The 13647-nt window shown below is 73.3% G+C and carries 11 protein-coding genes; all 11 read right to left on the reverse strand.

The window, feature by feature from the left end; all coding sequences use genetic code 11:
- Positions 1 to 327, reverse strand: a complete 327-nt coding sequence (locus KZQ38_RS12645) for an avidin-fold protein (protein WP_219441428.1) — start codon at positions 325 to 327, stop codon at positions 1 to 3.
- Positions 324 to 1619, reverse strand: a complete 1296-nt coding sequence (locus KZQ38_RS12650) for an ATP-grasp domain-containing protein (RefSeq protein WP_219441430.1) — start codon at positions 1617 to 1619, stop codon at positions 324 to 326. The genes KZQ38_RS12645 and KZQ38_RS12650 overlap by 4 nt, the downstream gene beginning before the upstream one ends.
- The gene (locus KZQ38_RS12655; RefSeq protein WP_308258361.1) at positions 1616 to 2656 is read right to left on the reverse strand and encodes an NAD(P)/FAD-dependent oxidoreductase; all 1041 of its coding nucleotides are present in this window, start codon (positions 2654 to 2656) and stop codon (positions 1616 to 1618) included. Before KZQ38_RS12655 ends, KZQ38_RS12650 begins: the two co-directional genes overlap by 4 nt.
- Before the next feature lie 7 nt (positions 2657 to 2663).
- Positions 2664 to 4205, reverse strand: a complete 1542-nt coding sequence (locus KZQ38_RS12660) for a class I tRNA ligase family protein (RefSeq protein ID WP_219441434.1) — start codon at positions 4203 to 4205, stop codon at positions 2664 to 2666.
- Positions 4202 to 4573 (reverse strand): cupin domain-containing protein, encoded by a 372-nt coding sequence (locus KZQ38_RS12665; RefSeq protein ID WP_308258362.1) that lies wholly within the window; start codon positions 4571 to 4573, stop codon positions 4202 to 4204. Before KZQ38_RS12665 ends, KZQ38_RS12660 begins: the two co-directional genes overlap by 4 nt.
- Positions 4570 to 5847 (reverse strand): lysine N(6)-hydroxylase/L-ornithine N(5)-oxygenase family protein, encoded by a 1278-nt coding sequence (locus tag KZQ38_RS12670; RefSeq protein ID WP_219441435.1) that lies wholly within the window; start codon positions 5845 to 5847, stop codon positions 4570 to 4572. Before KZQ38_RS12670 ends, KZQ38_RS12665 begins: the two co-directional genes overlap by 4 nt.
- Positions 5848 to 6022: 175 nt before the next feature.
- Positions 6023 to 7342 carry a helix-turn-helix domain-containing protein gene (locus KZQ38_RS12675; RefSeq protein ID WP_219441437.1) on the reverse strand — a complete coding sequence of 440 codons (1320 nt, stop codon included), beginning with the start codon at positions 7340 to 7342 and terminating at the stop codon, positions 6023 to 6025.
- A 282-nt stretch (positions 7343 to 7624) separates the two neighbouring features.
- Positions 7625 to 8842: an MFS transporter gene (locus tag KZQ38_RS12680; RefSeq protein WP_219441439.1), complete on the reverse strand. Its 1218-nt coding sequence runs from the start codon at positions 8840 to 8842 to the stop codon at positions 7625 to 7627.
- A 140-nt stretch (positions 8843 to 8982) separates the two neighbouring features.
- The gene (locus tag KZQ38_RS12685; RefSeq protein WP_219441441.1) at positions 8983 to 9810 is read right to left on the reverse strand and encodes an isocitrate lyase/PEP mutase family protein; all 828 of its coding nucleotides are present in this window, start codon (positions 9808 to 9810) and stop codon (positions 8983 to 8985) included.
- 144 nt (positions 9811 to 9954) lie between these two features.
- Complete coding sequence (locus KZQ38_RS12690; RefSeq protein ID WP_372452230.1) at positions 9955 to 10617, reverse strand: response regulator; 663 nt, start codon at positions 10615 to 10617, stop codon at positions 9955 to 9957.
- Positions 10611 to 12530 carry a sensor histidine kinase gene (locus KZQ38_RS12695; protein WP_219441442.1) on the reverse strand — a complete coding sequence of 640 codons (1920 nt, stop codon included), beginning with the start codon at positions 12528 to 12530 and terminating at the stop codon, positions 10611 to 10613. Before KZQ38_RS12695 ends, KZQ38_RS12690 begins: the two co-directional genes overlap by 7 nt.
- Positions 12531 to 13647: the final 1117 nt, after the last annotated feature.

Consider the following 13647-nt stretch of genomic DNA (forward strand, 5'->3'; position numbering starts at 1 on the left):
TCAGCGCACCTCTTCCAGGTAGGACACGCCGCTGGCCGCGTGCTCGCCGTACCGCTCCCACTGCTCGCGCAGCACCAGCGAACCGTCCGCCGACCGCTCCGGCACGTTCACCGTGTGCCCGGCGATGACCTCGCCGGTGGTCAGCACCATCGTGTAGGCCAGCCGGATCGTGCCGTCCGGCCCGCACCGCCCGGTCACCGTGCCGCGGCGCACCCGGCCGCCCAGGAAGTCCGCCCACACCAGGTCGCCGTCCTGGTGGTAGACGGCCACGGTGCCGTCACCACCGCCCGCCTTGCGGAACCGCCGCCCGTCGTAGTTGATCGTCATTCGTCCACATCCAGGAGTCCGGTGGGCATTTCGAGGGTGGCGCCCGGCGGCAGCGGTTCGATGCGCTCGGCGTCCAGCGCCACCAGTGCGCCCGCGGCGTCCAAGCGGGCGTCGCAGGCGGCCGGGTCGTCGGCCTCGCACACCACGAACGAGTGGCGGGCGATGTAACCGCCGGGCGGCAGCCGCAGGCTCGTGCCGGGGTCCACCATGGGCGCGGCGGTGACCAGGCCGGGCGCTTCGGCGGGCACGGCGACCGACCGCACCACGCAGTCGTGCTCGGGGTAGCCGAACCGGATGCCCGCCACGGACCGCTTGGTCGCCACCACGTCCGGTCGGCGGCCGGTGGCCACGTCGAACAACACCTCGCCGGGGTCGATGCCGGTGGCGGTCTTGCCGAGGAACGGGATCAGGTCGCCGCCGAGCCGGCCGTTGACCTCGATCACCACCGGTCCGCGCGAGGTGAGCCGGACCTCGGCGTGCGTGATGCCGTCCTCCACGCCCAGCACGCGGTGCGCGCGGGCCAGCGTGTCCACCAGGGCCTCGTCGCGCAGCAGCGGGTCGGCCGCGTCCACGACGTGCCCGACCTCCTCGAAGTACGGCGGCTCGCCGGTCTTCTTGCGCGCAACGAACATCGGCTGGTACTCGCCCTTGTGCAGCGCGCCGTCCACGCTGATCTCCGGGCCGTCGGCGTAGCCCTCGACGATCGCGCCGCCCCGGTACGGCTCGTCGCCGATGAGGCTCGCGGCGGAGGCGACCTGGAACGCCGCGTCCAGCTCGGCCTCGTCGGCGGCCAGCACCACGCCCATGCTCGCGCCCAGCGCGCGGGGCTTGACCACCACGGGGTAGCCGATGCGGGCCGCCGCGGCGCGGGCCTCCTCGACGGTGGCGGTCATCGCGAAACCGGGCTGCGGCAGGCCGGCCTCGGTCAGCTTCGACCGCGTGTGGTACTTGTCGCGGCAGCCGTCCACGCCCGGCACGCTCAGCCCCGGCACGCCGAACTCGGCGGCGAGGTGCGCGGCGGGCATCACGAACGGCTCGTCCCAGCACATCACCCCGACGATCCGCCGCCGCGAGGCGACCTCCCGCGCGGTGCGCGCGAGCAGGTCGTGGTCGAAGAGGTTGACCACGGTGACCTCGGCGAAGTACGCGCGTTGCCACGTGGGCCGGATGTTGTTGATCAGCACCAGGTCCAGCCCGGCGGCACGTGCTCTGGCGTGGATCGAGGTGACCAGGTACTCGCGGTACAGCTTCAGACCGCTGCCGATCACCAGTACGGCGTCCGTGCCGTTCATGTCCCTACCTCCTCGACGATCCGGTCGGCCACGACGGGCGCGGTGCGGAACCCGTCGCCGCCGCTCGCGGCGCGTGCCCACGTGGCCGGTCCGATGCGGTCCAGCGCGCCGCCGCCGGTGCGGGCGTCGACCGCGTAGTGGCACGTCCGCACCGCGACGACGGTGTAGCGCTCGTGGTCGGCGAGCACCGACGACAGGTCCAGGTGGTCGGTCCACCGGGCCGCGTCGTCGCCCTCGTCGGCCGGTGCGCCGACCTCGCGGCACAGCGCCGCGGAACTGATCTTGAGCCGGGTGCCCTCGCCGGGCGGCACCAGCCACGCCCGCCCGTCGCCGAGCCGGCCCGCGCTCGGCGCGCCCGCCCACCGGTGCGCCAGGTCCGCGGGCGGGTCCAGGTGCACGGTGGTCTGCCGGTGCACCTTGGTCGGCACGTCCACCAGCTCGCCCGACCACGGCCCGGCCGCCACCAGGACGGCGTCACCGCGGGTGGTTCCGCCGCCGTCCAGCCGCACCGCGCCCGCCGCGGCGTCCACGGACCGCACCACGAGGTCCGGCCGCAGCTCGGCCAGCGGGTGCGCGCGCAGCCACCGCGTGGCCGCGTGCAGCACCCGGTCGGCGAGCAGCACACCGGCGTCGGGTTCCACCAGGACGGCGGACCCGGCCGGGAAGCGCAGGTGCGGGTACTCCTCCGGTTCGGCGACCGAGACCGGCACCCCGGCGGCGCGAGCCGTCTCCAGCGCCGCGCCCGCCGCGTCGGCGGGCCACCCGGTGACCACGCCGACGCGGCGGTAGAAGCGCGTGCCGAACAGCTCCTCCAGCGCCAGCCAGCGGCGGTGCAGCACCGCCGCCGACCGGGTGGCGGCCACGTCGCCGGGGTCGAACGCGCGCAGGACGCGCTGCTCGACGTGCGACGTGGCCGTCGGGTTGGGGATCGGACCCCGGTCCAGGACGGTGACCCGCAGCCCCGCGAGCGCGCACCGGACCGCCGTGAGCAGGCCGGTGACGCCCGCGCCCACGACGATCACGTGCTTCGCGCCCACGGCCACCTCACACCGCCCCGGCGGCGAGCCGGGGCAGCACCCGCGGCGTGACCTCGGCGGGCGGCGGTCCGGCCGGCGCCGCCGGGTCGGGCAGCACCGCCGCGGCCAGGTCCACCAGGATCGGCGCGGCGCAGCGCAGGAACACCTCGACCTCGTGCCAGAAGTCGCCCGCGTCGGCCTCGGTGACCTCCCAGCGGGCCAGCCTGCCGAGCTGCTCGGCGACCAGCTCCGCCGCGCGGTTCAGGCTGAAGTGCCGCAGCTCGTAGGTGGCGGCGAACCGCGCCACCACCCGCGCCGCGACCGCGTGGGAGCGGTCCGACACCGGGAACGGGCCGCGGTCCGCCCACCGCGACGCGGTGTCCGCCACCGCGTTCCACGGCGCGACCAGGCGGGTCTCGGTGACGGTGGCCAGCGCGTCCAGGCTGAAGTTCGTGCGCTGGTGCTCCGGGCTGGTCGCCGCCAGGTGGAAGCGCACCAGGTCCCGCGACACCTTGCCGAGCAGGTCCCGGCCGCGCACCACGTGCCCTCGGCTGGTGGAGAACTTCTGGTTGTCCAGCTCGTAGAACTCGTTGGTGACGAACCGGTGCGGCAGCGCGTACCGGTCGCCGTGCGCCATCAGCATGGCGAGACCGGCGATGGCGAACGGGAACGTGTTGTCGAACCCGAGGAAGTACACGACCTCCGAGTCCGCCTCCGGCGACCACAGCTCGTCCGGTGAACCGACGGCGGCGCCCCGGTTCTCGGCGGCCAGCGCGGCGCTGTACATGCTCCACGCCTGGGTCTCCGCGTTCGGGTTGATCACCTGGTCCGGCGTCTCGGCGAACGGGGCGGGGATGCCCCACGAGACCGGGTGGGTGACCGGGAAGTCCGGCAGCGGTCGGGACAGCAGCTCGTCCACGAGCTGCGCCATGTGCGGGCGCACCGAGTCGGCGTGCCGGGCGAAGTGCTCGCGCAGGCGTTCCCGGTAGTCCTCCAGCGGCAGCACGAGCACCTGCGCCTCGCGCAGCTCCACCGGCTCGTCGGGGTGCAGCGTCGAGCGCGGGCCGAGCAGGTCGCCCGGCGCGACCGGGTGGCCGCAGCTCTCGCACAGCCCGGCGCACCCGTCGGCCAGGCACAGCGGGCAGCCGCCGCGCACGTAGCCGTCCACCAGGAACTCGCCGGTGCGCGGCAGGTACGGGAACTTCAGCCCCCGGGTGCGCAGCGCGCCGGTGCCGTGCAGGCCCGACATGAACGCCCGCACCCAGTCGGTGAACCGGCGGTCGAACCCGGTGAACCCGTCCACGTCGACGCCCAGCGCCGCCAGCGTCGCCCGGATGTCGTCGGCCGAGCGCTCGGCGAGGTCCGCCGGCGACACGCCGAGCCGGTTCGCCGTCGTGACGACGTACGTCGGCGTGTCCTGCGCCCCCGTGCCGAACAGGACCTCGCGACCCGCCGCCCGCGCGTACCGGGCGTGCACGTCGGCGGCCAGAAACGGTCCCGCTACGTGCCCGAGGTGCAGATCGCCGTTGGCGGTCGGCGCGGGGGACACGACGACGGTGCGCGCGCTCACGGCGACGCCTGCCCGTGCCGGGCGACGAACGCGGCGGACATGTCGGTGTCCCACCAGATCGCGTAATACTCGAAGTCCGAGTCGGCCTCGTTGACCAGGTAGTGGGTCGTGCCCGGCACCAGGTGCGCGATGTCGCCCTCGACCAGCTCGGTGCTCTCGCCGTCCACGGTGAGCTTCGCGCGGCCCTTCATCGCGATGAAGATCTCGTACTCGTGGTGGGAGTGCGCGGTGGACACGTCGCCCGGCCGCATCACGCACCACGCGCCCTCGAACGGCGCGTTCAACGCGGGCCACGGCAGCAGCCGCTCGGAGTCCAGGCCGTAGGCCCGGGTCAGGTGGTCGCGGTCCAGCCTGCGGATCTCGATCACGGCCCCGCCACCTCCACGGCGCGGCGGTCCAGCAGGTCGCCGGTGATGTCCGCCGAGCGGTGCGCGAGCACGCTGATCAACGAGTCCGCGATGCCGTGCGTGTCCTCGTTGACGCCCTGGAGGTACAGCGCGCCCCACGCCGACTCGCCGAGGTCCACCCGGTACCGGCGGCTGACCGCGATGTCGTCGATGCCGGCGCGCTCCGCGAGGTCGCGCACCAGGGCGGGCATCCGCGGCTCGTAGCCGGTGCCCAGCAGCACCACGTCGCAGCGCAGCGGTTCCACCTTGCCGCTCTTGCGGTCCCGCAGGTCGAGGACGACCTCGTCGCCCTCGACGCGCGCCCGGACGACCTCGGTCATCGACCGGACCTCCGACTGCCGCGCGCCCAGCATCTTCTGCTGGTAGAGCATCGAGTACGTCTCGTCCAGGAACGGCGGCGCGAGACCCGCGTAGTTGGTCAGGTGCACCTCGTCCAGGATCTGCCTGCGCACCTCCGGCGCGGAGTCGTAGAACTCGTCCACGAAGGACGGGAAGAACAGCTCGTTGACGAACTTGCTGGTCTGGTAGTTCTGGAAGCCCACCGAGCGCAGCACGATGGTCGGCTCGCACGCGGGCAGGTCCTTGTGCAGCGCCACGAACATCTCCGCCGCGCTCTGCGCGCCGCCGATCACCACCGCACGCAGCGGCCGGTCCGTCGGGAGCTGCGCGACGCGCGTGCAGTATTGGGTGCTGTGGATGACCCGGTCGGCGGGCAGTTCGCCGAACACGTCCGGCACGCGCGGGTCGCGGCCGATGCCGACCACCAGGTCACGGGAGCGGACGGTGTCGCCGTTGGCGAGCGTCACCACCCACCCGCGGATCGACCCGTCGTCGGCACGCCACGGGTCGATCCGCTGACCGCGGGCGTCGTAGCGGACGCGCACGCTCTCCAGCGAGTGCGCGACCCACTGCATGTACTCCGACAGCTCCCAGCGGTACGGGTTGAAGGTGCTCAGGTTGACGAACTCGTCCAACCTGCCCTTCTCGTGCAGGAAGCTCAGGAAGGAGAACCGGCTGCGCGGGTTGCGCAACGTCACCAGGTCCTTGAGGAACGACACCTGGCTGCGCGCCCACGGCAGCAGCAGGTTGCGCTGCCACTTGATGTCCGGGTGCTGCTCCAGCAGCAGCGTGCCCTCGGCGAGTGCCGGCGAACCGGACTCCTCGATGGCGACGGCGAGCGCCAGGTTCGCCGGCCCGGCGCCGATCGCCAGCACCTCAACCTCTTGGTCTGTCACATCCCACCTCGATCGTCGTGTTCCCACGAACGGGCGCGCGGCTGTGCCGGCCGCACACGCGACGCGTGAGTCCTCATTCCCCGGTGCACTGCCCCCGGCCGGGCGAAGAATGTCCGCCGGGCGTCGCCCGGATGAATAGCGGTGGATTTCCGCATTCGTCCGGCGCGACTACGAGTCAAGTCGAGAGAACAGTTGATCGGTAGTGCCGTTCCGACCCGGCGATCAATTCGTGGTGCGCGGCCGGCCGCACCGGTCGGCGCGCCAGCGCGAAGGCGCGCGCGAGCGGGTCGAGCCGGTGCACGCCCGGCCGCCCGGTCCGCCGCAGCACGCCCGCCTCGGCCAGTTCGTGCAGTGGTTCGTCATCGCCGCCCGCACCGCACGCGACGGGCTCGCCCGGCGGTCGCTCGGCGAGCCGGTGCAGCACGGCGCGGGCGGGCGCGCCCAGTCCCAGGTAGGTGGACTGGTACACCTCGTGGACCGACAGGTCGCCCACGCGCAGCCACTCCAGCAACGCCACCGGGTCGGCCAGCCGCGGCAGGACCCGGTCCACCGGCACGTCCGGTCTGGCCGCGAGCTTGCGCGCCGCGATGGCCAGGGCCAGCGGCAGGTCGCCGCACAGCCGCGCCAGCCGGTCCAGGGCGTCCGGCTCGGCCGCGACCCGCTCGGGCAGCGCGCCGGCGAGCAGCGCGATGGCGTCCGCACGCGTCGGCACGTCCAGCGCCAGCCGCCGCACGTCGTGCAGACCGAGCAGCGGTGTCCGGCTGACGATCACGGTGGTGCTGCGCGGGCTCTCCACCAGCAGCGACCGCACCTGGCGCTCGTCGCGGACGTTGTCCAGCAACACCACGAGCGCGCGCTCGACCAGCAGCGACCGGTACAGCCCGGCCTGCTGGTCGGGTGCGGCGGGCAGGTGCTCGGCGGGCACGCCCAGCGCACGCAGGAACCCGTCGATCACCGCACGCGCGCCCTCCTCGCCGGGCTCGCGCGGCCCGAGGTCGGCGTAGAGCTGGCCGTCGACCGCGTCGACGGCCAAGCGGTGCGCGTGGCACCCGGCCAGCGCGCTCTTGCCGACACCGGCCGGTCCGCCGACCACCACGGGTGTGGTGGTGTCGGCGGCCAGCCAGTGCAGTTCGTCGTCCCGCCCGGCGAACCCCCGCGGTCGCATCGGCAACTGCGCCGGCCGCGGCACGCAGGAGCGCGCCTGGTCGGCACGCGCCGGCGTGGTGTCCGGGCGCAGGCCGCTGGACACCTCCAGCCACCTGCGCCGCCACTCCTCCCGGTCGCCGCCGCACGCGGCGACGAACGCCAGGGTGACCTGGAGCGTGGGCATCCGGTGGCCGCTGGCGGCGCTGGACAGCACCGACGCCGAGTACAACGCGACCTTGCCCATGTCGCGATATGTCGGGTTGCCCGCCCGTGCACGCAGTCTGCGCAACTCGCACGCGAAGGCCGCGGCTCCGGACGAGGTGTCTACAGGCTTTTCCGGTCGACCCATTCCGTGGAACCCTCTCCTGCTCGACGTGCCGACCCAGCATGGACAGACCGGTGCGGCCCCGGCACCGCCAGTTGGCAGACCATAGGATTCATGAATGTGGTGACGAAGGGCACCGGGTGTGACCCGCGGTGGTCATTCCGCGACCACCCGTCACGAATCATTGACGGCGCGTGACGCGGCTATTAACCAGGACGACCCGGAATGCGCGCGGCGGCATCCGGGTCATTCACGCGTTCGGCCCGGCAGGCGACGCCTGCCGGGCCGAACGCCGAGCGGCGCGGGTCAGGCGGAGGTGCGCTCCCGCATCCCGACCATCGCGAAGTACGCGCCGATCAGGCCCAGCACACCGCACAGGGCCCACACCCCGTTGCCGAACGCCTCCCAGGCGAACACGCCGAGGGTGGGTCCGAGCGCCGAGCCGAGGCCGAACGTGGCCTGGTGCGTGCCGACGTACCGGCCGCGCACCTCCGCCGGGTACTTCGCGGGGTGCGCGAACATCGTCGGCCCGCTGATCATCACGCCGAGCACGAACACGCCGGTGGCGATCACGATGACGACCGCGTGCGAGCCGAGCCCGTACCCGGCCACGCCGACGCCCATGACGGCTGTGCCGACCGCACCGGCGACCCACGGCACCCAGTTCTTCACGTACGAGGTGATCTTCAGCTCGGTCAGCACGAGGATCACCGACGCGGTGGCCAGCACGACGCTGTACAGCGCCGCCGGGTGGCCCTCGCTGGTGATCTTCAGCGGCAGCGCCACCACGTACTGCACGTAGATCAGCGTGCCCAGCAGCACCGAGGCGAGGAACGCCAGGTACCGGCCGTCGCGCAGCATCACCGCGTACGCCGAGCGGCGCTGCTCGCCCGACTCGGCCTCCTCCTCGTCACGCGGCGCGGAGGTGGCGGGCAGCGTGAACCTGGCCACCAGCACGTAGGCCAGCGCGGTGGTCGCGTCGAACCAGAACAGCAGGTTCCAGTCGACCAGGATCAGGCCGGCGGCGATCAGCGGCGCGAGCGCGGCGCCGCCGTTGAGGGCGATCCGCATCATGGAGAACGCCATCACCCGGTGCTCGGCCGGCATCAGCTCGCTGAGCAGCACGGCGGCGGCCGGCCGGTAGCACTGGGTGGCGAGGCCGGCCAGCGCGATCGCGACCAGCATCAGGGCGAACATCGAGGGCTCGGCCAGGAACGGCAGCACGGCCAGCACGACCGCGGACACCGACATGGCGGCGACGATCGTGCCGCGCGGCCCGAGCCGGTGCGTCAGCTCGCCGCCGAGCAGCGTGCCGAGCACCGCGCCCGCGCTGTAGCAGGTGAGCGCGATGCCCGCCTGGCCGATGGAGAACCCGTTCACCGTCAGGTACAGCACCAGGAACGTCTGGGCGAACGCCCCGAGCTGGTTGACCAGGACGCCGACCAGCAGGTAGCGGACCGGTAAGGGCGTGGCGCGGATGCTCGCGAAGACGCCACCGGACGTGCCCGCTTCCCTGGTGCTCACTGCGCTACCCCGTTCGTCTGCGTCGGATGCGGCCTGTCGTGCGCGTGGTCGGGACGCCCGTCCGGACGCCCCGACGCGGCCAGTTCACCCGAGCCGGGCGTTGTCCGACAGGGTTGATCTGACGCGGCGATCAAACTCCGTCAACGGGTGAACACGCTGTTGACGGCACCGAAGTCGAGCGCGCCGGCAAGCTCGGTGTACGAGCCTTCGGCCAGCACCTCGGCCGCCGCCCGCCGCGCCACCGAGTAGGCCGCCTGGGCGACCGCGGTGCCGAGGCTGACCCGCCGCACGCCGACGCCCGCGAACTCGGCGACGGTCGGCGCGCCCGGACCGGCCATCACGTTGACCGGCAGCGGCGAACCGGCCACGACCTCCTTCAGCACGTCCAGGTCCACCAGGCCGGGGACGAACAGCGAGTCCGCGCCCGCCTCGGCGTAGGCCACCGCCCGCGCCAGCACGTCCTGGAGACGACCCTCGGGCTCGCCCACCTGGAACAGGAAGACGTCGGTGCGCACGTTGACGAACAGCTCCGGCAGATCCGCGCGCTCGGCGGCCCTGCGCACCGCCCGCAGCCGGGCCGTCTGCTCCTCGATCGTGAACAGCGGGACGCCGAAACCCTTGGAGTCCTCCAGGTTGATGCCCACCGCGCCCGCCCCGACGACCGCCGCCACGGTCAAGGCGACGTCCTCGGGCGTGTGGCCGTAGCCGCCCTCGACGTCGGCGGTCACCGGCACGTCGACCGCCGACGCGATCAGGCGCACCTGCTCGACCATCTCGTCCCGGGACAGGCTCTGCCCGTCCGGCCTGCCCACCGCCCACGACACGCCGCCGCTGGTGGTGGCCACGGCCTTCGCCCCGGCCTGCGCGATGAGCGCGGCGCTGCCCGCGTCCCAGGCGTTCGGGAGGACCAGCACCCCGTCGGTGTGCAGTTCCCGCAGTGCGTCCGCCTTGGGCTTGTTCTTGTGCATATCTGGCGTCACCTTTCCGATGACCAGGACTGTGTGGCGGCGCATGCTAACAGCGGGGTATGACGTCGAAACCCCGTTGAATCGGCGTTTTCCGCGCGTGCGGGCGTGGCGGCGTGCGGAGCCCTTCGGCATCCCGAAGCGCGCTCACGTCCCGTCGCCGTGCCGCAGGTAGGCGAGGACGGCGGCGACGCGGCGGTGCAACGCGGTCTCCGCGCCCAGGCCCAACTTGGCGAAGGTCGCGTTCACGTGCTTCTCCACTGTGGACTCCGCCAGGCCCAGCTCGGCGGCGATCGCCCGGTTCGCGTGGCCGCGCGCCATGCGGCCGAGCACGTCCAGCTCGCGTGGCGTGAGCCGGTCCAGCGGCGAGTCGCCGCGCCGCGCGCGGAGCAGGACGTCCACGATCCGCGGGTCGACCGCGGACCGCCCGGCCGCCACCGCCCGCAGTGCCCGCAGCAGCTCGTCCAACTCGCCGACGCGTTCCTTGAGCAGGTAGGCCAACCCGTCCGTGGCGTCGCGGAACAGGCTCAACGCGTAGTGCTCGTCGGCGTGCTGGGACAACACCACCACGCCGGTGCCCGGGAACTCGGCGCGGATGGCGTGCGCGGCGGCGATGCCCTCCGCGCCGTGACCGGGCGGCATCCGGATGTCCACCAGCGCCGCGTCCGGTCGGTGCTCCCGCACGGCGGCCAGCAGCGCGGTCGCGTCACCGACCGCGGCGGGCACCTCGACCTCGCCGGTGTCCTCCAGCAGCCGGCGCACGCCCTCCCGCACAAGGAAGTGGTCCTCGGCGATGACGACCCTCAACACCCGCGCTCCCGCAACGGGAACCGCGCGGTGACCGCCGTGCCCCGACCGGGCGCGGCGGTCAGCGTGATCGCGCCGCCCACCGCCTCCACGCGGTCGCGCATCCCGGTCAGGCCGGAGCCGGTCGCCCGGTCCGGCAGGCCGCGGCCGTCGTCGGCCACGGTCACCACCAGGGTGTCCGCCTCGTGACCGATGTCGACGGTCGCGGCCGACGCGTGCGCGTGCTTGAGCACGTTCGTCAGCGCCTCGGCGACCAGGAAGTACGCCGACTCCTCCACGCCGACCTCGTACCGCGCGCCGGCGCGGGCGGTGACGGCGACCGGGATCGGCAGCCGACGTGCCCGCGACCGCACCGCCGCCACCAGGCCCTGGTCGCTCAGCAGCGGCGGCTGGATGCCGTGCGCCACCTCGCGCAGCCCGTCGATCACGCGGTAGGCGTCCTCCTGGATTTCGCCCAGCGCGGCGTCCCGGCCACCGGCACGCACCACCTCGTTGCGCGCCAACCGGATCTTGACCACCAGCGCCACCAGCTCCTGCTGCACGCCGTCGTGCAGCAGGCGTTCCAACCGCCGCCGCTCGGTGTCCTGCGCGGCCAGGATGCGGGCCCGCGATTCGGCCAGCTCGCGTGCCTGCCGGGCGTTGCGGACGGCGAGCGCGGCCTGCCGGGCGACCGTCGCGAGCAGGTCCCGGTCCGCCGCCGACAGCGGCGTGCCGTCCGTGCGCGGCCCGTGTTCCAGGACGCCCAGCACGGTGCCCGCGTGCGTCAGCGGCACCCGCTCACCGCCGGGCGCGCGTTCACCGTCGACCGCTTCCGCCGGCCCGTCCAGCGCGACCGCGACCCACCGCAGGCCCAACCCCTCACGCACGACCGCGGCCAGGTGCGGTGCGAGTTCGGCCGGGTCGTGCGCGCGTTCCAGGGTGCCGCCGAGCCTGGCCAGCAGTTCCGGGCCGCTCACCACGCGCCCGAACACCAGCCGCCGGGCCGCGCCCGCCAGCCGCGCGCGCAGCGGGGCGAACGCCGCCGCGGCCAGCACGGACACCAGCACCACCGCCTCCACCGGCGCGGCGCGTGCCGCGGTGAGGCCCGGCAGCGCGGCGGACGCCACGTAGGCGGTGCCCACCAGCAGCCACAGCACCCGGTAGACCGCCGAGCGCGGCACGGCCACGTCCACGCCGAACAGCCGGTCCCGCACCGCCGCGAGCACGATGCCGGTCAGCAGGACCAGGCCGTGCGCCACGTTGAACGCGAGGATCCACGGCTCCTGCGCGGCCCGGTCGTCCAGCCAGGTCACCGCGAGCCGCGCCGGCACGGCGACCAGGCCCACGAGCCCGGCGACCGCGACCCACCGCGTTTTCGCCCGGTCGGCCGCCGAAGACCGCGCGTACCGCGCGTAGAACAACGCCAACCCGGTGACCACCATCGCCACGCCCACCACGTCGAACCGGAACGGGTCGCGCAGGACGGCGTCGCGGTCGACCGCGAGCCACACCAGGGGCAGCAGCGGCACCGCCCACAACGCGCCCAGCAGCACCCGTTCCCACCACCACCGCGGGCGGCCGTCCGGCAGCAGCGCCACGGCACGCGCCCACAGCGCGGTGGCCAGCATCTCCAGCGGCAGCACCACGCCGACCACCGCGGGGGAGTGCGGCAGGTCCGGCCGGCCGAGTGAGTTGATCACGTACTGCGGCGCGAACACCACCGCCTGGAGGCAGCCGAAGTGGAACAACCGCCGCGCCGCGGGGTGCCCGTCCGCCCGCCGCCACAGCAGCAGGCCGACCGCGAGGTGCGGCACGGGTGAGCTGAGCAGCAGCGCGATCGCGGCGAGCGGCGCCGGCCCGAACAGGGCCGCCGCCACCGAGGTCGCCATCGCCAGGCAGCCCACCGCGGCGGTCACGTGCGGCAGGACGGCTCTCACCGCGTCAGTCTGTGGCGACCGCCCGGCACAGGCACTCACCATCGTCTCCACCGCCATCTACCGCGACTATGACAACACCAATGATCATGCCGTCATCTTCTGCACCTACGTTGGACTCCGCTTCGCGTCACGAACGGCGTCACCGGAACACCCTCAACGCAAGATCGAAAAGCCTCCTCACGGACTACCCGTTCGGGCGACAGCGGAGGGGCGTAGACCTTACCGCCCCGGCAGCGCCACCCCCTTGCGCCGACGCCAACCCCGGCGCGAACTCCGCCCGATCACGAGCTGACCACCGGGGTGGACCTCGACCGCGGCGTGGCCGCCCTGCGCTACCGCGGCCACTGAGGCACCCCTCCTACAGCCGTGGAAGCGGACTTCCAGCGCTGCCTGCGCGAGCGTGCGATCGGCGAGGCCGTGCAGCCCCTCCTACAGCCGTGGAAGCGGACTTCCAGCGCTGCCGTGCATGAGCAGGTAAGACACTCCGATCAAGCAATCGATCTCGCCCATCGTTCCAAAACCCGGGATGACACGCCGACGTCAACCTCAGAACCGCTCGGCGCGTCGTGACACGCTCGAGGTTCCGAACCACACCACCACGGTTCCGGAACAGAGGAGTTCCATCGGGTGCGTCGCGCATTCGCGGCCTCCGCGGGCCGCGTGAGGGCGTAATCGGCATCCTTCCGGAGGCGTCGGCCTCTGGCCATACCTGTTCGCCGATGCCCATGCGGAGTCGCAGGCACGAGTTGACCGATGAGCGATCGAGCCGTTGCTGCCTGCCTCGGGTGGAGAGGGTCGTCCTCGGGTGGATGACCGTCGGGTGGTCAACGGGATGCTGTTCAAGGCCAGGACGGGTGTGGCCTGGCGTTGTCGGAACGGTATGGGCGTGGAAGACGGTCTTCAACCGGTTCTGGCGCCGGGCGCGCAACGGCACCCTCACGACGCCGGTGTCGCGGGTACGGGTCATCGCCGAGGCGATCGACGAGTTGGACCGGGAAGTCTCGGTGGACTCCGGCATCGCGCGCGCCAGCACGCCGCCGGAGCCCGCCGCACGACCACGTCCCACACAGGGGCGGTCGGGTCGTGCGGCGGGCACAGCGAGCCATCGGCCGCTCCC

Source organism: Saccharothrix obliqua (genome assembly GCF_019375475.1).
GTDB classification, from domain to species: domain Bacteria; phylum Actinomycetota; class Actinomycetes; order Mycobacteriales; family Pseudonocardiaceae; genus Actinosynnema; species Actinosynnema obliqua.